Below are 19,750 nucleotides of genomic sequence, written 5' to 3' on the forward strand. Positions count from 1 at the left end.
ACGAGGCCGGGGCGAAGCCCTGAGGGCTCAGTGCTGGATGGGGGAGACCCCGAGGGGGCGGCCCGCCAGGCCGCGGTTCGCCGACGACAGCTGCTTGGCGAGGGCAGTGAGCTCCTCGGCGGCAGGGCCTGAGGCGACGGCGACGGGCTCGCCGCGGTCGCCGCCCTCACGCAGCGCGATGTCGAGGGGCACCTGGGCCAGCAGCGGCACGGAGTAGCCCAGCTGCGCGGTCAGGCGCTGCGAGACGGACTCGCCGCCGCCCGCACCGAAGATCTCCAGGCGCGAGCCGTCGGGCTGAGGCAGGAAGGACATGTTTTCGACGACGCCGATGACCTTCTGGTTCGTCTGGGCTGCGATAGAACCGGCGCGCTCGGCGACCTCGGCGGCCGCGACCTGCGGGGTCGTCACGACGAGGATCTCCGAGTTGGGCAGCAGCTGCGCGATCGAGATCGCGACGTCGCCCGTGCCCGGAGGCATGTCGATGAGCAGGACGTCCAGGTCACCCCAGAACACGTCCGCGAGGAACTGCTGGAGGGCGCGGTGGAGCATGGGGCCGCGCCAGATGACGGCCTGGCCGTCGGGCACGAACATACCGATCGAGATGACCTTGACGCCGCCGGCGCCCACGGGCGGGATCATCATGCCGTCGATGACCTGCGGGTCGTGGTCCACGCCGAGCATGCGCGGGATCGAGAAGCCGTAGATGTCCGCGTCCATGACGCCGACCTTGAGGCCCTGCGCGGCCAGCGCGGCGGCCAGGTTCGCGGTCATGGAGGACTTGCCGACGCCGCCCTTACCCGAGGTGACAGCGATGACGCGCGTGAGGGAGTCGGGGCGAGAGAAGGGGATCTCGCGCTCGGGACGACCGCCGTTGAGCTTCTCGCGCAGCGCCTTCTTCTGGGCCTCGTCCATGACGCCCATCTCGACGGAGACGTTCTCGACGCCTTCGACGGCGCCCACGCGCTCGGTGACGTCCTTCGTGATCTGGGTGCGCAGGGGGCACCCGGCGGTGGTGAGCAGGACCTTGACGGCGACGGAGGAGCCGTCGATCGTGACCAGGTCGGGGGTCACCATGTTGAGGTCGGTGATGGGGCGGCGGATCTCGGGGTCGATGACCTGGCCGAGAGCCTCCATGACGGAATCAAGCGTGACTGGCATGGACTCCACTCTACTGGCCGGTGTGCCCATCTTCTAGGGGACGAAAGGCACCGTCGCCCTCGGCCTCGGGCTCAGCCTCTGCCTCGTTCGACGAGGCGTTGGCCGCGTCCGCGGCGATCTCCGCACGCAGGTCTTCCAGCATGTCGCGCAGCTCGGAGCGCACGAAGTCGCGCGTGGCGACGTCCTGGAGCGCCAGGCGCAGGCCTGCGATCTCGCGAGCGAGGTACTCGGTGTCGGCGAGGTTACGCTCCGCGCGAAGGCGGTCCTGCTCGGCCACGACGCGGTCGCGGGCGTCCTGGCGGTTCTGCGCGAGCATAATCAGCGGGGCCGAGTACGAGGCCTGGGTCGAGAACGCGAGGTTCAGGAGGATGAAGGGGTAGGGGTCCCAGGCGGCTTCCTCGCTGATGCCGGCGAGCATCAGGTTCGCGCCGATCCACGCGATGACGAAGATCGTCATGTAGAGGACGAACTTGGGCGAGCCCATGAAGCGGGCGGTGGCCTCGGCGAAGCGGCCGAAGCCGTCGCCGCTGCCCGACGAGCGGCGGAAGAACCACCGACGCTTGTCGATCGGGTTATCCAAACGATCAGCCATCGATGCTCCTTGCCATCATGCGGTCGGTCACGTCGTCGTCGAAGTCTCGCCAGTCCTCGGGCAGCAGCTCGTCAAGGACGTCATCGACCGAGACGGCGCCGTGTAGGTGCCCGTCCTCGTCGACGACGGGCAGGACCGTCAGGTTGTAGGTTGCGAGCAGACGTGTCACGGTCGCGATGTGCGCGTTGGGGTCCACGGACTCGATGTCGCGGTCCAGGATCGTGCCGAGCAGCGTCTGAGGTGGCTCGCGCAGCGCGCGCTGGATGTGGACCATGCCCAGGTACTGGCCGGTCGGCGTCTCCTGGGGCGGGCGTGCGATGAAGGCGACGGTCGCGATCGAGGCCGGGATGTCCTCGCGTCGCACGGCCGCGAGCATCTGCGCGACGGTCGCGTTGGGACCGAAAATGACGGGCTCGGTGGTCATGAGCGAACCCGCGGTCGACTCGTCGTAGGTCATGAGTCGGCGAACGTCCTCGGCCTCTTCGGGCTCCATGAGGGCGAGCAGGGACTGAGCCTTCGCGGCGGGCAGCTCGGCGACGAGGTCGGCCGCGTCGTCAGGCTGCATGACGTCCAGGACGTCGGCGGCTCGGGCGGCTTCCAGCGCGGAGACGATCGCGATACGGTCGTCGTTACCCAGCTCCTCGAGCACGTCGGCGAGGCGCGCGTCCGTCAGCTGCATGGCGACCGCCATCTTGCGATCCTGGGGGAGCGTGTGCATGAAGTCCGCCAGGTCAGCGGGGCGCATGTCCTCCGTGTACTGCAGCAGCGCGGTCGCCGCCTGGTTCGAGTCGGTCTTGAGCAGGCCCGACACCTCGGACACGTCGACCGTGAGGGTCTCTCCGCTGCGCGTGAAACCGAGGGAGGACGTACGCACGCGCTGGACGTGCAGCGTGGAGATCACCCAGTCCTTGGGACGGCGCTGACGCATCGCGACGTCGAGGATACGCACCTGGCCCGAGCCGTCGTTCATGGTGACGACGCGGTCGAAGAGCTCGGAGAGTACGAGCGTCTCGATGGGACGCTGCGTGAACGAACGAATGTTGAGCAGGCCCGTCGTGATGACCGAGCCGGCCTCGATCGCGGTGACTCGAGTGAGCGGCAGGAAGACACGCTTACGCGGGCCGACCTCGACGACGAAGCCGATGACGTTGGCTTCGGATTTCAGCCGAAAGATGACAACGACATCGTGGATCTTGCCGACTTGGTCGCCCAAAGGGTCGAAAACACTAGTGCCAGCGAGCTTTCCGATGTAGACGCGGCGGCCCTTGGTGCCTAGTTCAATAGATGCGATGCTCACTCTTCCATCTTAGGCTGGTGACCACAGATGCGTACTGATGAGCCGGTCGCCGCATGAACAATGCGTTCCATGCCACCGAGGCCGGGACGAAGGAGAAGAAATGGCTGTCGTGATGGACCCGCAGATGCCCACGGGCACCGAGGTCGCCTCGTACGAGACCTACGCGCAGGCGCGTGCGGGCGTCGACTTCCTGTCGGATGCCGGCTTCGACGTTTCCGCGATCACGATTGTCGGCTCTGACCTGCACCTTGTCGAGCGCGTCAAAGGGCGCCTGACGATCGCCCGCGCCTCCCTCTCGGGTGCCTCCAGCGGCGGCCTGTGGGGAGCCCTGGGTGGCATGCTCATGTCCGCCGGGCAAAACGCGGGCGGAACGGGTTCGTGGGTCGTCGGCGGCATCATCGTCGGCGCCCTGATCGGCATGGCTCTGTCCGCTCTGTCCTTCATCATTCGCGGACGCAGCCGCGACCTCGTGTCCTCCCAGCAGGTTGTTGCGGAGCGTTACGCGGTCTTGGCCTCGGCCGACATCGACCGCGCCTATCAGATCCTGCAGCGTACCCCCGGCAACCGCGCGCGCGTCGTGCGCCCGCGTACGGAGCAGGCACGCCCGAAGAAGGATTCCGTCGGCTTCTTCCCCGACGGCCGCCCCCGCTTCGGCGCTGCGACCAAGGACGGGGAGGTGCCCGGTGGTCGCCAGACGCACGAGGCCACGTCCGCCCAGGCCCACGCCCCCGTGAGCGCGCCCGAGGCCTCGGCCCCTGCAACGAACAGCCCCGAGAGCGCGGCGTCCGCACATGAGGACGCCCCGGCCTCGTCCCCCGAAAAGGACCAGACCGAGGCGTAACCTCAGCGTCTTCGCGCGGCTCAGCGGGACTGAACGCGCGCGATCCACTCCTCGACGTCGGCGATCGTACGCGGAATGTCCTCGGAGATGCGCGTGACGGTGCCGTCGGCGTTCACGACGACGTCGTCCTCGATGCGCACGCCGATGCCCCGGTATTCCTCGGGGATCAGCAGGTCGTCGGCGCGGAAGTACAGGCCCGGCTCGATCGTGAAGACCATGCCCGGCTCCAGCAGCGCGCCCTGGTAGAGCTCCGCGCGCGCCTTCGCACAGTCGTGCACGTCCAGGCCCAGGTGGTGGCTGGTGCCGTGCGGCATCCAGCGACGGTGCTGCTGGCCCTCGGGTGCCAGGGACTCTTCCGGGGTGACGGGCAGGATGCCCCACTCATACAGGCGGGCGGCGATGACCTTCATGGCGGCGTCGTGCACGTCCTTGAAGCGGCAGCCCGGCTCGTTGGCGCGGGTCAGGGCGGCCTCGCAGGCGTCGAGGACGGCCTGGTAGACGCGGGCCTGGACCTCGGTGAAACGACCGTTGACGGGCAGTGTGCGCGTGATATCGGCGGTGTAGAGGGAGTCGACCTCGACGCCGGCGTCGACGAGCACCAGGTCGCCCTCGCGGACCGTTCCGTCGTTGTCGATCCAGTGCAGGGTGTTCGCGTGGTTGCCCGAGGCCGCGATGGTCTCGTATCCCTCGCCGTTGCCCTCCTCGCGGGCGACCGCTCGGAATGCGCCCTCGATGACGCGCTCGCCGCGGCGGTGACCCACGGCGCGGGGCAGGACGCGGATGATGTCCTCGAAGCCGGCCTTGGTGACCTCGACCGCGCGGATCATTTCCTCAAGCTCGAAGGCATCCTTGATGAGGCGAATCTCCGAGAGATGTTCTTCGAGGGCCTCGTCCTCCTTGCGCGCATCCTCTCCCGCGGGCAGCGAAGCCTGCGTGCGCACCTCGTTGACCATCGCCTCGACGTTGGCGTCGACGCCGCGCACGATGCGCAGCTGCACGGTCCCGGCGTCCTTTGCCAGCACGTCGCGCAGCGTGTCGATGTGGCGGGTCTCCAGGCCGGTCTGCGCGCTCAGCTCTTCGAGCGAGGGGCGCGCGCCCACCCAGAATTCGCCGTAGCGGGCGTCCGCGTAAAACTCCTTGGAGGAACGCGAGGCGCGGGGCTTGAAGAAGAGCAGGGGAGTGTGGGTGCCGTCCTCGTTCGGCTCGAGCACCAGGACGGTGTCCGGCTCCTTCTCGCCGCCCAGGCCCGACAGGTGCGCGAAGGCGGAGTGCGCGCGGAAACGGTAGTCGCAGTCGTTGGAGCGGACCTTGTAGGGGCCTGCGGGTACGACGAGGCGCTCGCCCGGGAAGGGGGCGCCGGCCTTGAGCGTGCGGTCGTGCAGGAAGTCGGCAACGCGCTCACGTGCAGGCAGTTCGGAGGGGCGAGGCCCCCATCCGGTGCCGATGAAATCGCGGAATGCGGAGGACTGGGGCTGGCGGGAGCGGTTTTCGCCGCGATCGGCCATGGACTGGGAGGCTTCTTCACTCATGGTCACTATTCTACGGCTCATCGGCCCCTCGGGCGGGCCCGATGGTCATGACAAACCCCGGCCTCATGTCCCTGTGGCGCGCTTAGCGCCGGGAACGAGGCCGGGGCCGTGTCGGGTGGAAGAGGCTCAGTCCTGGAGGGTGAGCTCTCCGGCGATGGACAGATCCATCCAGCGCTTGAAGTCCGCGCCGCGCTTGCCCTGCGAGAGCAGGAAGACAGTCTTAGCGTAGAGGGCCTCGAGCGTCATGTCGTGCGCGCCGATCGCACCCAGTTGCGCGAGGGCGTTGCCGGCCTCGTAGTGGCCGAGCATGACCTCCGCCTGGTAGCACTGGGAGGCGACGATGATCGGAACCTCGGCCTGCGCGAGCTCGGCCAGGACGTCCACGAGCCCCGGCTCGGAGGCGGGGATGTTGCCCACGCCGAAGGTGCGCAGGATGAGGGCGTCCGGATGGGGCGTCGTCATGGCGCGCAGTCGCGCGGCGCTCATGCCGGGCACCACGTCGATAACGGCTACGTCCTGGCGCGTGTACGGGCTCGGATCCTGCCAGCCGGTGCCCGCGCTCGGGGCGCCGTACCAGCGCCACGGGGCGCCCGTGCGCGCCATGGGGGACACGGAGGGCGACTCGAAGCCGCGGAACGCCCACGACGAGGTCTTGGTGGCGCGGTTGCCGGCCAGGAGCTTATGCCCGAAGAACAGCATGACGCCTCGTGCGCGGTGCGAAATCGCGGCGCGCAGCGCGCCCGTGACGTTTGACGACGCATCCGAGCCGACGACGCCGAGCGGGTACTGGGAGCCGGTCAGGACGACCGGCTTGCCCATGCTCGCCAGCGAGTACGACAGGGCCGCAGCCGAGTAGGCCATCGTGTCCGTGCCGTGCAGGACCAGGAAGGCGTCCGCCTCGTCGGCGTGCGCGTTGATGTCGTCGATGATGGCCTGCCAGTCCTCGGGGGTAGCCTCCGAGGAGTCGATGAGCGGGTCCAGCGTCGACATCGTGATGTTCGAGGCCAGCTCGATGCCCTCCAGCTGGGAGCCGAACCACCCCTGCAGGTCCGCGCCGGGGCGCAGACCCTCGGGGGAGTCGACCATGCCGATGGTGCCACCGGCATACGTGACGTGAAGACGCACTGTTCGTCCTTTCTCAGTCGCCCGCCACCAGGGTTTCCTCGCCCTGCAGCGAGGCGGCGGCCTCGTCGGTCAGGTTACCGACGCGATCGCGCACGTAGTACCAGCCGGCGACCATGAGGACGACGACCACGGCGAAGAGCGCGAGGGTCCAACGGCCCGATTCGGAGGTCACGTTGGAGCCAACGACGACCGCGAAGAAGAGCAGCGCAAGGTAGTTGGTGTAGGGGGCGCCGGGCATGCGGAACTCCGGACGCTGTGCCTCGCCGCGCTTGACCTTGCGCAGGAACGCCAGGTGCGAGATGAGGATCATCGCCCAGGTGCCGGCGATGCCGATGCCCGCCAGGTCCATAACAATCTCGAATGCGTTCTTAGGGACAAGGGCATTGAGAACGACACCGAGCAGACCCAGCGACGCGGTGATGATGATGCCGCCGTAGGGGACGTGGTTCTTGTTGAGGCGAGCGGCGAAGCGCGGGCCCTCGCCCACGAGCGCCATCGAGCGCAGCGTGCGGCCGGTCGCGTACAGGCCGGCGTTGAGCGAGGACAGAGCGGCGGTCAGGACGACGACCTGGATGATGTCGCCCGCGTGGGGCACGCCGAGGCCGGAGAAGAAGGTCGTGAAGGGAGACTCATCCTTGGAGTAGGCGGTGTAGGGCAGCGCGAAGGCGAAGAGAACGACGGAGCCAACGTAGAAGAAGAAGATACGAACGACCATCGAGTTGATGGCCTTGGGCAGGATCTTGGCGGCGTCCTTCGCCTCGCCGGCTGCAACGCCCACCATCTCGGTGCCGCCGAAAGCGAAGACGACGCCCAGTGTGAGCGCGAAGACGGGGGCCAGGCCCTCAGGGAACCAGCCGCCGGACTCGGAGATGTTGTGGACGCCCGCGGTGTACTCGCCGACGTGAGCCTGGGTGATGATCGCCCAGATGGCGACGCCCATGAAGATGAGGATCGTCGCGACCTTGATCATCGCGAACCAGAATTCGGCCTCGCCGAAGGCCTTGACGCTCATCATGTTGAGGACAAAGACGAGTGCGAGCGCGATGAGGGCGATGACCCACTGGGGGACGCTCTCAAACATGTTCCAGTAGTGCATGTAGAGCGCCACGGCGGTGATGTCAGCCATGACGGTGACCGCCCAGTCCAGGAAGAAGAACCAGCCGGTGATGAACGCACCCTTTTCGCCCAGGAACTCGCGGGCGTAGGACACGAACGCGCCCGAGGAGGGGCGGCGCACCGCCAGCTCGCCGAGGGCTCGGACCATCAGGAACGCGAAGATGCCACACACCGCGTAGGCGAAGGCCAGTGCGGGGCCGCCCTGGGCCAGTCGACCGCCGGCACCCAGGAACAGGCCGGTGCCGATCGAACCGCCGATGGCGATCATCTGGATGTGTCGGTTTTTCAGAGCCTTGTTGTACCCGGCGTCTCCCGCGTCAGTCGCGGTGGACACCTGGGTCTGATCCTTGTCAGACACGTGTGTACTCCAATCGGTGTTGAGGGAGGCCAAATGGCCGTGTGATGCCAGTTTCCTACAGTCGACAGCTCGTCGCTGCAGGTGAGCGGTTAACCGAAAAGGGTGGTGTCGAGACGGGAGAACGTGCAGAAAACAGGGTCAAGACCGGTCAAAAATGGGGTTTTTGTGAGGCCTCCTGACGCGCGCGGGTGGTGTTCGTCCGCGCGGTTGTGTGATCGGATTAATGGGGTAGTCTCAAATGGTGAAGCGAATTGACCCCCACACTCATAGCGCGTATTCAGACGGGACGGATACGCCCGCGCAGCTCCTGTTTATTGCTGCTCAGGCCGGGCTGGATGCCATCGCGCTGACGGACCATGACACGACGACCGGATGGGACGAGGCCGCGGCCGCCGTTGCGGACACCGGCGTGAGCCTCATCCGGGGCGCTGAGATGTCGTGCTCGTCCTCGGGGATCACCGTGCACCTCCTGGCCTACCTCTTCGACCCGGCCAGCCCCAGCCTCGTCGATAATTTCCGACGCACGCGCGAGGACCGCGAGACGCGCGCCGCGCGCATGGTCGAAAACCTGTCGGCCGACTACCCGATTACGTTGGACGACGTGCTCGCCTTCGCGCCTGAGGGCGGCCCCGTGGGGCGCCCGCACATCGCGGACGCGCTCGTCGCTGCCGGCGCATTCCCCGACCGCAGTGCCGCCTTCGTCAAGGCCCTGCACCCGTCCGGCCCCTACTACGTGCACCACTGGGCGCCCGACCCGGTCGAGGCCGTGCGATGCGTGCGCGAGGCCGGGGGAGTGCCGGTCCTGGCCCATCCCCGAGCCCGTAAGCGCCAGCACCTGCTGCCCGAGGCAGTCATCGCCGACATGGCGGCGGCCGGCCTCTTCGGCATCGAGCGCGACCACCGCGACCACGCCCCCGAGGACCGCGCCGACGTCGAGCGCATCGCCCGCGAGTTGGGCCTGGCGATGTTCGGCTCCTCCGACTACCACGGGACGGGCAAGCCGAACCGTATCGGCGAAAACACGACGGACCCGCAGGTGATCGCCGAGGTCATCGCGCAGGGCGCCATCGAGGTGATCGAGCCGTGAGCCTCTTCGACGTCACACTCTTCGCGACTGCCTTCGCGACGCTGACGGTCATCATGGACCCCATCGGGACCGTGCCCGTCTTCCTGGGCCTCACCGCCCGATACTCCCAGCCCAAGCAGCGCCGCGCCGCCATCCAGGCCACCTCCGTCTCCTTCGGCGTCATCCTAACCTTCGCGATCCTGGGTGGGCAGATCCTGCGCCTCCTGCATATTTCGATGGAGGCCCTCCAGCTCTCCGGCGGCGTCCTGCTCTTCCTGGTCGCCATGGAACTCCTCATGGGCACTGATTCGTCCTCTCCTGACACGGGGGACGAGGGCGTGAACGTCGCGCTCGTCCCGCTGGGGACGCCGCTGCTCGCCGGCCCCGGCTCGATCGTCGCCGTCATGGTGGCCGTCGGACAGGCCGGCACGAACGTGGGGTCGTGGATCGCTGTCATCGTCGCCGTCGTGCTCGCGCACATCGTGATGTGGCTGACGATGCGCTTCTCACTCATGCTGTCCAGGATGCTCGGCCCCGGCGGCATCATGCTGCTGACAAAGATCTCCGGCCTGCTGCTGGCGGCCATTGCGACGCAGCTCATCATGGAGGGAATCTTCCAGTTCATTGCGACCGCCAAGCTCTCCTGACCTGGTTGTTCTCCCGCGCAGCGGAGCCGAACAAAGCCCCGCGAAAAAGTGGGGTGCGACTCGCCGATGCGTGATTTTCGAAAATCTGTGCGTAATGGTCAGGAAGTGTTGTAGGGTGGGTGAGAACGCCGTGACGCGACACGGCCCGCACTGGTCAGGGTCACGCATTCATCCCTCACCACAATTGTTCCAGGAGAAACAATGAAGAAGACGACCTCGTCTCTGTTCGCCGCCACCGCGGCGCTTGGTCTGATCGCCGCTTCGGCCGGCGTTGCTTTCGCCGCCGAGCCCGTCACCGATCCCTCGACCCCGGCCACCGAGGCCCCGGCCACCGAGGCCCCGTCCACCGAGACCCCCTCGACCCCGGCCCCCGAGGCACCCGCCGAAGAGACGCCCTCGACCCCGGCCCCCGAGCAGCCCTCGACCCCGGCCGACGACAACACCCCGGGCGACAACAACACCGGCGGCTCTTCTGAGACCCCTGCTGTCTCCGATGATTCTTCGGTCCCCGCCGCCGATCAGGGTGGCGCTGGCGCTGCCTCCGGCCCCGTCGGCACCACCGGCGTGACCACCCGCGGCCAGATCTCCACCGGCAACGGCCCGGCCCCCGTCTCCGCTCGTGGCGGCATCCGCAACACGAACGCCCCGGCCGGCACCCCCGCCGCCTCGAACCCGACGCTCGCCAACACCGGCTCCGTCGCTTCGATCGCCGCTGGCGCTGGCGTTATCGCGCTGGCCGGTGGCGTGACCCTGGTGGTTGCTCGCAAGCGCCACTGAGGCATTTTCGCCTGACAAGTAACGCGGGCCCGCTCGATCCGAGCGGGCCCGCGTTTTGTCTAGTTTGCGCAGATCACGTGATAGTTGTGCACGAACGTGCAGTTAAAAACCGCGAATTTGCACCGAAAAGTCATCGTTTCGCCTTGAAATGATGCGTGCATCACATGCACAATGGAACTACCGAAAGTCACCATGAATTGAGCCCTCATGATGAACCGGTGATGGGAAGTGGCACCACTCATCAAGAGCGGTGCCACTTTCCTGTTGATGCGTCCCTGCGGAGCGTGCCCCCCGCAGGGACGCGCCCTGCGGGGGATGGTCCGTCAGTGCTGACGGCGGCGCAGAGCCAGAGCTCCCAGGCCTGCCAGACCCGCCATGATGGCCGCTCCGGCCAGCATCGGGGTGTCAGCGCCCGTGCGAGCAAGGTTGCCGCTCGGGGTTGCGGACGGGGCGGGAGTGGGGGTCGTCGGCTCGGGCGTCGGGGAATCCGACGGCGCCGGCATGGTCGGCTCTTCGGTGGGAACCGTGCACTCGCTGTCCGTGCCGGTCAGCCAGTTGTGCAGGACGATCGGGGCCAGGACCGGGGAGTCCTTGAGGGTCTCGCCGGTCAGAATGCCGTTGATGTTGAAGGAGAAGCCGGAGTTGGCCGGCATGTGCTTGATCGTGACGGTGATGGTCTTGCCGTCCTCGCTGACCTTGATCTCGCCCAGGCCCTCGACGGTGTTCGTGAAGCCGTTACCCTGCAGCGCGCCAGCGCCGGGGTTGGAGATCGTGTTGATCGTGGAGGCGTCGAACTTCAGGCCCTGGACGGCCTTGATCGTCAGCGTCGCGTTGGTGAGGTCCTTGTGGGTGGCGCCGTACAGGCGCAGGGTGCGCGAGTCGCCGACCTTCGGGTCGGTACCGGTGGCGACGAACCAGCCGTCAGCGTTGGCCTCGCCCCACTTGGGCTCCTCAGAACCCCAGGAGCCCGCGTACTTGGAGCGCTCGTTGATGTCGCGCGAGTAGGGGCTCCACACGGTGCGGTCCACGGTCGTGGCCTGGCACTTGGTGAGTTCGGGGGTCTCGGGGGTGGGCAGGTCGCCGCACACCTGGCCGTCGGCCGGGAACTGGGCGCCGACCAGGTTGGCGGACGCGGTCGAGGACTCGGCGCCCTCGGGGAAGGTGCCCGTGAACTGGAAGACAGTGCCGGTGTTGGCGTCGAGGCCCTTGTTCAGCGTGATGGTCCAGATGTTCTTCGCGGCGTCGGTCAGAATGGCGGTGAAGTCACCGTCGTTCCACGTGTACTCGGCTTCACGAGGGCCCCAGGACTGCATGAAGGCGTTGAGGCCCGCGCGGGTCTCAAGCTTGCCGATGAACGTAGTGTCGGCCATGTCGTCGGGCAGGTCGACGGTGATCGTCGTGCCGGCGGCCAGCTTGTTCTTCGTGGCCACGGGGAAGCGCCAGTTCTGCATGGAACCGGCGATCCAGTGGTTGGCCTCGAACATACCCGGGGCCTTGTAGGTCTCGGTGTTGAAGTTCGTCGAGATCTTCGAGGTGTAGCCGTTGTTCGAGCCGGTGGCGATCGTGTTGACGGAGCCGTCGGCGTTACGGGTGATGTCGGCGGGGTTCACCAGCTCGGGGTGGTGGGCCAGGATGTCCGTGTCGAGGATCGCCGCGGCGGTCCAGTCGGCGCGGCAGGCGGTGGACTTGTCGCCGTTGGCGGTGCCGGGGCCCGTGGGCTGGTTTTCGTCGGAGGGCGAGGCCATGGCGGGGCCTGCGATCAGGGCGGTCGCGAGCGTGGCGCTCAGAGCCGTCGCGATGGTCAACCTATGCGTCAGTTTCATCGTATTCCTCGTGTTGAAGGTGATTCAGTCTCAAGAATACTGGCCGTGTGGACTATTGTTAGCCCGGTCAGCATTGGTTACATGAGAACCTTAGTCCATGAACACTGACCGTGTCTCACGTTTGCGAAAAATCATTGAGGGAGTATTTCGCAACTTGCTGCAGGTGGGGATTAGTTGTCGTTTGTAAATGCGCGCCAACCTGGGCCTTTAGTCATGGGTGGTAATTGACAGGTGGATTCCGTCACGTGGCCGGGGGTGGGGTTTCTCCCAGTGCTGTGTCAGAGCAGGGAATTGGGCCGTGTACTCGCTACCCTCTAGAGTTGAAGCCATCCCCGACCCGGGGCGCTCGCCCCCGCGGCGGGCACGGCGCAGTTACACAAAAGGAAATCGTATGACGCTGGATCTGACGCAGTCGCTGCCCTCTCACGTGCGCGCGACCTCTGGACGCCCCGTTGAAGATTCGACCCTGATGGAAGTGTGGCAGGGACTCTCCGCCGCAATCGTCGATCAGATCGCCGATAACTGGGCCGCCACCACGGAGCGTTACGCCAAGGGCCGTCAGGAACACTACTTCTCCGCCGAGTTCCTCATGGGTCGAGCCCTGCTCAACAACCTGTCGAACCTCGGCCTCGTCGAGAAGGCTCGCGAAGCCCTCGCCGCCTACGGCCTCGACCTCGGCCAGGTCCTCGAAGAGGAGCCGGATGCTGCCCTCGGTAACGGTGGCCTCGGCCGCCTCGCCGCCTGCTTCCTGGACTCCTGCGCCACCCTCGACCTGCCCGTGCGTGGCTACGGCATCCTGTACCGCTACGGCCTGTTCAAGCAGCTCTTCGACAACGGCTTCCAGACCGAGCACCCGGATCCGTGGATGGAAGAGGGCTACCCCTTCGTCATCCGCCGCGAAGAGCGCTCCCGCATCGTCTCCTACGCCGACCTGACCGTGCGCGCCGTCCCCTATGACATCGCGATCACCGGCTACGGCACCAAGAACGTGGGCACCCTGCGCCTGTGGAAGGCGGAGCCCATCGAGGAATTCGACTACGACGCCTTCAACTCCCAGCGCTTCACCGACGCCATCGTCGACCGTGAGCGCACCATGGACATCTCCCGCGTCCTGTACCCCAACGACACCACGTTCGAGGGCAAGGTCCTGCGCGTGCGCCAGCAGTACTTCTTCTGCTCCGCCTCCCTGCAGGAAATCGTCGCCAACTACGTGCGTCACCACGGCACCGACCTGACCGGCTTCGCCGAGTACAACGCCGTCCAGCTCAACGACACCCACCCGGTCCTCGCCATCCCCGAGCTCATGCGCATCCTCATGGACGAGCATGGCCTCGGCTGGGAAGAGGCCTGGAAGGTCGTCTCCAAGACCTTCGCCTACACGAACCACACGGTTCTGGCCGAGGCCCTCGAGACCTGGGATATCCACATCTTTGATCGCCTGTTCCCGCGCATCGCCGAGATCGTCCGCGAGATCGACCGTCGCTTCCGCATCGACATGGCCGAGCGCGGCCTCGACCAGGGCACCATCGACTACATGGCTCCTGTCGCCGGCAACACCGTGCGCATGGCTTGGATCGCCTGCTACGCGTCGTACTCCATCAACGGCGTCGCCGCGCTCCACACGGAGATCATCAAGCGCGACACCCTCAAGGAATGGCACGCCATCTGGCCCGAGCGCTTCAACAACAAGACCAACGGCGTGACCCCGCGCCGCTGGCTCAAGCAGTGCAACCCCCGCCTGGCCGCCCTCCTCGACGAGGTCACCGGCTCCGACGCGTGGGTCCGTGACCTCACCGAACTCTCCAAGTTCACCGAGGCCGGCACCGACGAGGTGCTCGAGCGCCTGGCCGAGATCAAGCACGCCAACAAGGTTGACTTCGCCGCGTGGGTCAAGGAGCGTGAGGGCGTCGAGATCGACCCCGACGCGATCTTCGACGTTCAGATCAAGCGTCTGCACGAGTACAAGCGTCAGCTGCTCAATGCCTTCTATGTCCTGGACCTGTACTTCCGCATGAAGGACGACCCGACGCTGGACACCCCCAACCGCGTGTTCATCTTCGGTGCGAAGGCTGCCCCCGGCTACATCCGCGCCAAGGCCATCATCAAGCTCATCAACGCCATCGCGGAGCTGGTGAACAACGACGAGGACATCAACGGCCGCATCAAGGTCGTCTTCGTCCACAACTACAACGTCTCGCCCGCCGAGCACATCATCCCCGCCGCCGACGTCTCCGAGCAGATCTCGATGGCCGGCAAGGAGGCCTCGGGCACGTCCAACATGAAGTTCATGATGAACGGCGCCCTCACTCTGGGCACCCTGGACGGCGCGAACGTTGAGATTCTCGAGGCCGTGGGCGACGAGAACGCCTACATCTTCGGCGCGACCGACGATGAGCTGCCCGAGCTGCGTCGCCACTACGACCCCCGTTGGCACTACGAGAACGTCCCCGGCCTCAAGCGCGTCATCGACGCCCTGACCGACGGCACGCTCGACGACTCCAACTCCGGCTGGTTCCACGACATCCGCCACTCGATCCTCGAGGGCGGCTACGACCCGGCCGACGTGTACTACGTCCTCGGTGACTTTGCCGCGTACCGCGAGACCAAGGACCGCATGGCCGCCGACTACCGCGACCAGAAGGCCTGGAACGCTCGCGTGTGGGCGAACATCTCCCGCTCCGGCCGTTTCTCCTCGGACCGCACGATCTCCGACTACGCTCGCGAGGTCTGGCACATCGAGGGTGAGCCGATCGACTGACGCATTCGCGTAGGGGAGGCCCGGAACCGCACGGTTCCGGGCCTCCCTTGTTGTGTCAAGGCGTGTGGGTGTATCACCATGCGACCCAACTGTATTAGTGGGTTGACACAGTTAGGTATCTGTGTCATTGTATTAGTGTATTAATACAGCAAGACAGGAGGGACGCGTCGATGCGCATCGATGACACCCGCCCCATCTGGATCCAGCTGGCCGACAGCTTCCGCGCCCGTATCACCGACGGCACGTGGAAGCCCGGCCAGAAGATCCCCTCCGTCCGCGACCTCGCCATCGAGGCCGGCACCAACCCCAACACCGTCCAGCGAGCCCTCGCCGCCCTCGACGACGAAGGACTGACCGTCCCCAAGCGGACAGCCGGACGGTATGTCGCCACCGACGACTCTGCGCTGCATGCCCTCCGCCAGGAGGACGCGCGCGCTGCGGCCGACGCCTTCATCCGCGCCTGCCGAGCCCTCGGCGTCGATGTTGAAGGTGCCCACGGCCTCGTCGATGAACGCTGGAACGCGGACCTGTAAACCAGGAGGACAACTCTCATGACCACCCAACCCACAGGCGCTGCCGCGGCCGGCCCCGGCCTCGTCGAGGTCACCGGCCTGACGAAGAGCTACCGCTCGACCCCCGCCCTGCGCGACTACAACCTGAGCCTCGAGTCTGGCCACATCGTCGGCCTCATGGGCCCCAACGGCTGCGGCAAGACCACGCTGCTCAAGATCCTCGCCGGAGTCCTCTCCGACTATCAGGGCACCGTCACCATCGACGGGCACGCGCCCGGCGTTGCCACTAAGGCGATCGTCTCCTATCTGCCCGACGCCGACTTCCTGAACACCGACTGGACCGCTGCGGACGCCATCCGCGTCTACTCCACGTTCTTTGCTGACTTCGACGCCGACAAGGCCGCCTCGATGATCAACTTCTTCGGACTGCCCACCGACCGCCGCCTCGGCGAGATGAGCAAGGGCATGGGGGAGAAGCTCCAGATCAGCCTCATCATGTCCCGGCGCGCCCGCGTGTACCTGCTCGACGAGCCCATCAGCGGCGTCGATCCGGCGACTCGTGACGTCATCCTCGACGGCATCCTGCGCGAGTTCGACCCGGCCTCGCTGCTCATCATGTCCACCCACCTCATTTCCGACATCGAGCATTTCGTCGACTACGCGCTCTTCATGAAGGACGGACAGGTCTTCCTGCAGGGCGACGCCGACGACCTGCGGGCCACCCACGGCGATTCCCTCGACGCCATCTTCCGGAAGGAGTACCGCTGATGTACGCCAAACTGCTTGCCTACGAAATCCGGTCGCGCGCCGTGGCGGACGCGCGCTCCTTCGGGGCGTTCATCGTCACTATTGCCGTCGCGTCGGGAATCGTTGCCGCGGGGCTGCCGGGGATCAGCGGCTCCACCGCTGTCCTCGCCTACGCCCTCTGTTCTCTCACGCCGGTCGCCTGCGCGATCGCAGCGATGGCCGACTACTGGAAGACCCTGTATGGGCAGCGCGGCTACTTCACGATGAGCCTGCCGATCTCCGGAAAGGTCATCTTCTGGGCAAAGAACACCCGCATCATGATTGAGTGCCTCCTGGCCCTCGTCCTGGCCGTCGGCGGAATCCTCGCCGTCGCTTCAGCCGCCGCGTGGAGCGACGGTATCAGCCTCGCCGAGTACACGGCCGGACCGCGTTCGCTCGTGGCCGGAGTTCCCACCTCCACCGTGGCCCTCATGATCGCCGTTCAGGTCATCCTGTCGATGTCCTGGGTCGTACAGGCCTGCGCCGCCATGACGATCGGCGCTGAAGGACGCTTCAACCACCTCGGCTTCGGCGCGCCCATCATCGGTTTCGTCCTGCTGTACATCGTGAACCAGGTGCTTTCCACGGTTGGCACGTTCTTCCTTCCGCTGTCCGTCACGACTGATGGCCACTTCTCCACAGAGATCATGTGGACCTCGTACCGCGCGACGATGGGAACCGACGGTCACCCGAACGTCATCGGCATCGGCTCCTATGTCCTCGTGCCCCTGTTCGCCCTGATCCTGGGCGTGTGGGCCTCCCGCTCGATTGAGAAGCACACGTCCTTGCGCTGATGGTGTGATGCGCTGAGGGGCAGGCGGCGGTGGGATAGGGTTGTTGCATCCGATCCCGCCGCCGACTTGTCCGTGAGGAGCGCTTATGACCGCTGGAGGACCGCAGTTTAGCGCCACACCCCAGAATCCCGACCTGCTGCGGTGGGTCGGCATTCAGGTCCTGCTGCTCGTGATCGCATGGATGATCGGCGTGGTCGTGCGCCGCCTCCTGGCTTCGCGCATGACGATGTCCACGGCCTCGGCGACCCTCACCGGCCTCGGGGGCCTGTGGGGCGGCCTGCTGGTCGCAGGCTGGATCTTCTCGTCCTCCGACACGTGGCGTCCCGCGATGATCGGCGTGGCCGCCCTGGTGGCCGCCATCGTGGTCGTTATTGTCTCCCTGATCGTCGCCTACCTGCATCCGCGCCCCGGCCTTGAGCCCATCGCCGAGGTCGCCAAGCGCGGCGAATCCGACTCCCTCGAATTCAAGTCCAGCGCCCGCTGGAACATGCGCGCCGGCAAGCGCGACGACGCCATGGAAACCGTCATCGCGAAGACGGTCGCCGCGTTCATGAACTCCGGCGGCGGCACCCTCCTCATCGGCGTCGACGACGACGGGCGCCTCATTGGTCTGGGCCCCGACTACGCGACCCTCAAGACCCCGGACGCCGACCGCTTCGAGCTGTGGATCCGCGACCTGTGGGGCCAGCGCCTGGGCACCAACGCGGCCGCGCTGCCCCTCCTCGACTTCGCCGAGGCCTCGGACCCCCAGGAGGGCTACGAGCGTCAGGAGGTGTGTCGGGTGACGATCCCGCCGTCCACGCGCCCCGTGTATCTCAAGGGCCCCAAGGGTAAGGGCGAGGCCGAGCTGTGGGTGCGCGTCGGCAACTCGACGCGGCGCCTCGAGGTCGCCGACGCCGTGCAGTACGTGGCCACGCGCTGGCCCGAATCTGTGCGCGTTTCGCCGCTGACTCGCATCCGCCTGTTCCTCACCATGACCCGCCACCGCGACACCCCCACCCGCCTGCCGCGCGTCGTCGAGCGCGTCCTCACGGAGCGCGCGAAGCACGGTGTCGGGGTGTCTGAGGGGGAGTGAGCCGGGCTGTTCTGCGAAGCGGAGCTGGCGGTGGCGTGGGTGCGTTTGAACCCTGTTCTTGTCGAGACGGATTTGCCCGACGTGGGGCGGTGAGTGGGCTAGGTGTAAAGCTCGCGGCGGTACACTGTGAGCATGGGTAAACGAATTCTTGGGTGGCTGCGGCAAAGGCGAGTTGCAGTGATGTATGGAGTGTTATGGTGTTTCTCGTTCTTCGTTATCGCAGTGTTTTTTCATAAAACTCTCACTGATATCGCGCATCGTGCTGATGGGGAGATTGCTGAAGCCTGCGTGGTGATGTATGTGATTTCTGTTGTTCTCAGTGTGGCTTACGTTTTCTTCGGATTGTCGATTCGCCAGGGGAAACGACGTCTTTGTGTGACTATGCAATTGCTGGCATTTGCCATACTTGTGACAATATTTCGCTCTGTGTTTGATGTGCTTGGTGGTGAGGGGCTTGCGTTTTCCATTGGAACACCTACTTCTGGAGTAGTATCGGTCTATGAAGTGTTCTTTATGTGGGCGCTTTTTCTTGTGGGGGTAGGAATTCAAATTACTTTGATCTCCAATGAAGCTCGACGTGCTGAAATGAATATGCTTCATGGTGGAGTTCTTGTTATCGTAGGTATTCTGCTGCCTAAAATGCTCGATTCCTATTCACTGCTTCGTGCTCACTGCTACGAGGTGCAATGTGGTAATGGTGAGCTCGGTAGTATCGTGCTATTTGAAATGGCTGTCTCCTACGCTGCTGCTCTAGCTGTAATGTTCGTGTTTGGGATCGTCTCTCCTTCTATTCGTACTTCTATACGCAGAATTACTGGAGAAAATGAATTTGAATGCGTAATGCATTCTGATGATGTTCCACATCATTGTGATCATCCCGCCGCTTTTTGCGTAGAAAAGGAATCGTTTGACAAGAGTGCATTGGCAGGCTCTTCCACCGGCTTAAGTGGTGTTGCTCTATCCAAGCAGCTGATGAGTGCTGTTGTTGGTGGTCTCGTCGCCGGCGCGTGTTTCTCGGTTGTGAACCGTCTCTTCAGTCGCCGCTGAACTGCGTTGCCTTGCACTTTGACTGGTGAATCGAGGAGTGTTCCCACATTGTGGCTTGTTACTAAGTGGTGTTACACCACTTAGCGGGGTATTACACCAGCTCGGAGGTGGTGTAATGCTCCCTAACTGGTGTAATGCTCCCTAACTGGTGCAGGGCTGTCTGCTGCGGCTCGGTTGGACGCTAGTTGGAGCTACTACGGAGTAGCTCTTACCGCGACGGAGCTTGTTGGACAGTGGCATTGCACTAGTTAGCGCAGCGTTGCACTGGATAGTAGGCAGTGTAATGCCCTCCTATCTAGTGCATTGCTGTCGTATCTAGTGCAGTGCTGCGCGGCCCGGGCCTGTTAGTTGTTTGCGGAGGACGTTGCGACGTCCGGTTCCATAACGATGCTTGTTACCGATGAGGCGGTGCACCCGATCCGTAGGCATTACACCCCTTCTGATCGGGT

Annotated in this window: 17 protein-coding genes; 10 read left to right on the top strand and 7 right to left on the bottom strand. The window is 65.4% G+C overall.

The window, feature by feature from the left end:
- Positions 1-27 precede the first annotated feature (27 nt).
- Genes FBF35_RS02725 through FBF35_RS02735 form a run of 3 tightly spaced genes read right to left on the bottom strand, consistent with a single transcriptional unit; the run spans position 28 to position 3,047 of the window.
- On the bottom strand, positions 28-1,158 hold the full coding sequence (locus FBF35_RS02725) for an Mrp/NBP35 family ATP-binding protein (RefSeq protein ID WP_060566509.1): 1,131 nt from the start codon (positions 1,156-1,158) through the stop codon (positions 28-30).
- Between the two features lie 10 nt (positions 1,159-1,168).
- Positions 1,169-1,750: a DUF1003 domain-containing protein gene (locus tag FBF35_RS02730; RefSeq protein WP_060566510.1), complete on the bottom strand. Its 582-nt coding sequence runs from the start codon at positions 1,748-1,750 to the stop codon at positions 1,169-1,171.
- Positions 1,743-3,047 (bottom strand): magnesium transporter MgtE N-terminal domain-containing protein, encoded by a 1,305-nt coding sequence (locus FBF35_RS02735; RefSeq protein WP_060566511.1) that lies wholly within the window; start codon positions 3,045-3,047, stop codon positions 1,743-1,745. Before FBF35_RS02735 ends, FBF35_RS02730 begins: the two co-directional genes overlap by 8 nt.
- A gap of 100 nt (positions 3,048-3,147) precedes the next feature.
- On the opposite strand from FBF35_RS02735, the gene FBF35_RS02740 reads away from it, so the two are divergent.
- Complete coding sequence (locus FBF35_RS02740) at positions 3,148-3,888, top strand: general stress protein (protein WP_060566512.1); 741 nt, start codon at positions 3,148-3,150, stop codon at positions 3,886-3,888.
- Between the two features lie 20 nt (positions 3,889-3,908).
- Here the strand turns inward: FBF35_RS02740 and FBF35_RS02745 are convergent, their stop codons facing one another.
- The 3 genes from FBF35_RS02745 to FBF35_RS02755 form a co-directional block, all read right to left on the bottom strand.
- Positions 3,909-5,417: an aminopeptidase P family protein gene (locus tag FBF35_RS02745; RefSeq protein WP_060567157.1), complete on the bottom strand. Its 1,509-nt coding sequence runs from the start codon at positions 5,415-5,417 to the stop codon at positions 3,909-3,911.
- Positions 5,418-5,543: 126 nt separating this feature from the next.
- On the bottom strand, positions 5,544-6,542 hold the full coding sequence (locus FBF35_RS02750) for an asparaginase (RefSeq protein ID WP_060566513.1): 999 nt from the start codon (positions 6,540-6,542) through the stop codon (positions 5,544-5,546).
- A 13-nt stretch (positions 6,543-6,555) separates the two neighbouring features.
- Positions 6,556-8,016 carry an amino acid permease gene (locus FBF35_RS02755; RefSeq protein WP_060566514.1) on the bottom strand — a complete coding sequence of 487 codons (1,461 nt, stop codon included), beginning with the start codon at positions 8,014-8,016 and terminating at the stop codon, positions 6,556-6,558.
- Positions 8,017-8,254: 238 nt separating this feature from the next.
- Between FBF35_RS02755 and FBF35_RS02760 the strand changes: the two genes are divergently transcribed.
- The 3 genes from FBF35_RS02760 to FBF35_RS02770 all read left to right on the top strand — a co-directional run bounded on the left by FBF35_RS02760 (position 8,255) and on the right by FBF35_RS02770 (position 10,506).
- Positions 8,255-9,103 carry a PHP domain-containing protein gene (locus FBF35_RS02760; RefSeq protein WP_060566515.1) on the top strand — a complete coding sequence of 283 codons (849 nt, stop codon included), beginning with the start codon at positions 8,255-8,257 and terminating at the stop codon, positions 9,101-9,103.
- Positions 9,100-9,729 carry a MarC family protein gene (locus FBF35_RS02765; RefSeq protein ID WP_060566516.1) on the top strand — a complete coding sequence of 210 codons (630 nt, stop codon included), beginning with the start codon at positions 9,100-9,102 and terminating at the stop codon, positions 9,727-9,729. The genes FBF35_RS02760 and FBF35_RS02765 overlap by 4 nt, the downstream gene beginning before the upstream one ends.
- A gap of 201 nt (positions 9,730-9,930) precedes the next feature.
- Complete coding sequence (locus tag FBF35_RS02770; protein WP_060566517.1) at positions 9,931-10,506, top strand: LPXTG cell wall anchor domain-containing protein; 576 nt, start codon at positions 9,931-9,933, stop codon at positions 10,504-10,506.
- A 323-nt stretch (positions 10,507-10,829) separates the two neighbouring features.
- On the opposite strand, the gene FBF35_RS02780 is transcribed toward FBF35_RS02770, so the two are convergent.
- Complete coding sequence (locus tag FBF35_RS02780; protein ID WP_060566518.1) at positions 10,830-12,329, bottom strand: hypothetical protein; 1,500 nt, start codon at positions 12,327-12,329, stop codon at positions 10,830-10,832.
- A 391-nt stretch (positions 12,330-12,720) separates the two neighbouring features.
- Here FBF35_RS02780 and FBF35_RS02785 point away from each other — a divergent pair, with 391 nt between their 5' ends.
- The 6 genes from FBF35_RS02785 to FBF35_RS02810 all read left to right on the top strand — a co-directional run bounded on the left by FBF35_RS02785 (position 12,721) and on the right by FBF35_RS02810 (position 19,301).
- Positions 12,721-15,087, top strand: coding sequence for a glycogen/starch/alpha-glucan phosphorylase (locus tag FBF35_RS02785; protein WP_060566519.1), 2,367 nt, complete (start codon positions 12,721-12,723; stop codon positions 15,085-15,087).
- A 170-nt stretch (positions 15,088-15,257) separates the two neighbouring features.
- Positions 15,258-15,620 (top strand): GntR family transcriptional regulator, encoded by a 363-nt coding sequence (locus tag FBF35_RS02790; RefSeq protein ID WP_060566520.1) that lies wholly within the window; start codon positions 15,258-15,260, stop codon positions 15,618-15,620.
- 18 nt (positions 15,621-15,638) lie between these two features.
- Positions 15,639-16,367, top strand: a complete 729-nt coding sequence (locus FBF35_RS02795) for an ABC transporter ATP-binding protein (RefSeq protein WP_060566521.1) — start codon at positions 15,639-15,641, stop codon at positions 16,365-16,367.
- The gene (locus tag FBF35_RS02800) at positions 16,367-17,179 is read left to right on the top strand and encodes a hypothetical protein (protein ID WP_060566522.1); all 813 of its coding nucleotides are present in this window, start codon (positions 16,367-16,369) and stop codon (positions 17,177-17,179) included. Before FBF35_RS02795 ends, FBF35_RS02800 begins: the two co-directional genes overlap by 1 nt.
- Before the next feature lie 85 nt (positions 17,180-17,264).
- On the top strand, positions 17,265-18,254 hold the full coding sequence (locus FBF35_RS02805) for a helix-turn-helix domain-containing protein (RefSeq protein WP_060566523.1): 990 nt from the start codon (positions 17,265-17,267) through the stop codon (positions 18,252-18,254).
- Positions 18,255-18,386: 132 nt separating this feature from the next.
- Positions 18,387-19,301 carry a hypothetical protein gene (locus FBF35_RS02810; RefSeq protein ID WP_131726634.1) on the top strand — a complete coding sequence of 305 codons (915 nt, stop codon included), beginning with the start codon at positions 18,387-18,389 and terminating at the stop codon, positions 19,299-19,301.
- The last annotated feature ends 449 nt before the right edge of the window (positions 19,302-19,750 follow it).

Source organism: Schaalia odontolytica, assembly GCF_005696695.1.
Taxonomy (GTDB): Bacteria; Actinomycetota; Actinomycetes; order Actinomycetales; family Actinomycetaceae; genus Pauljensenia; species Pauljensenia odontolytica_C.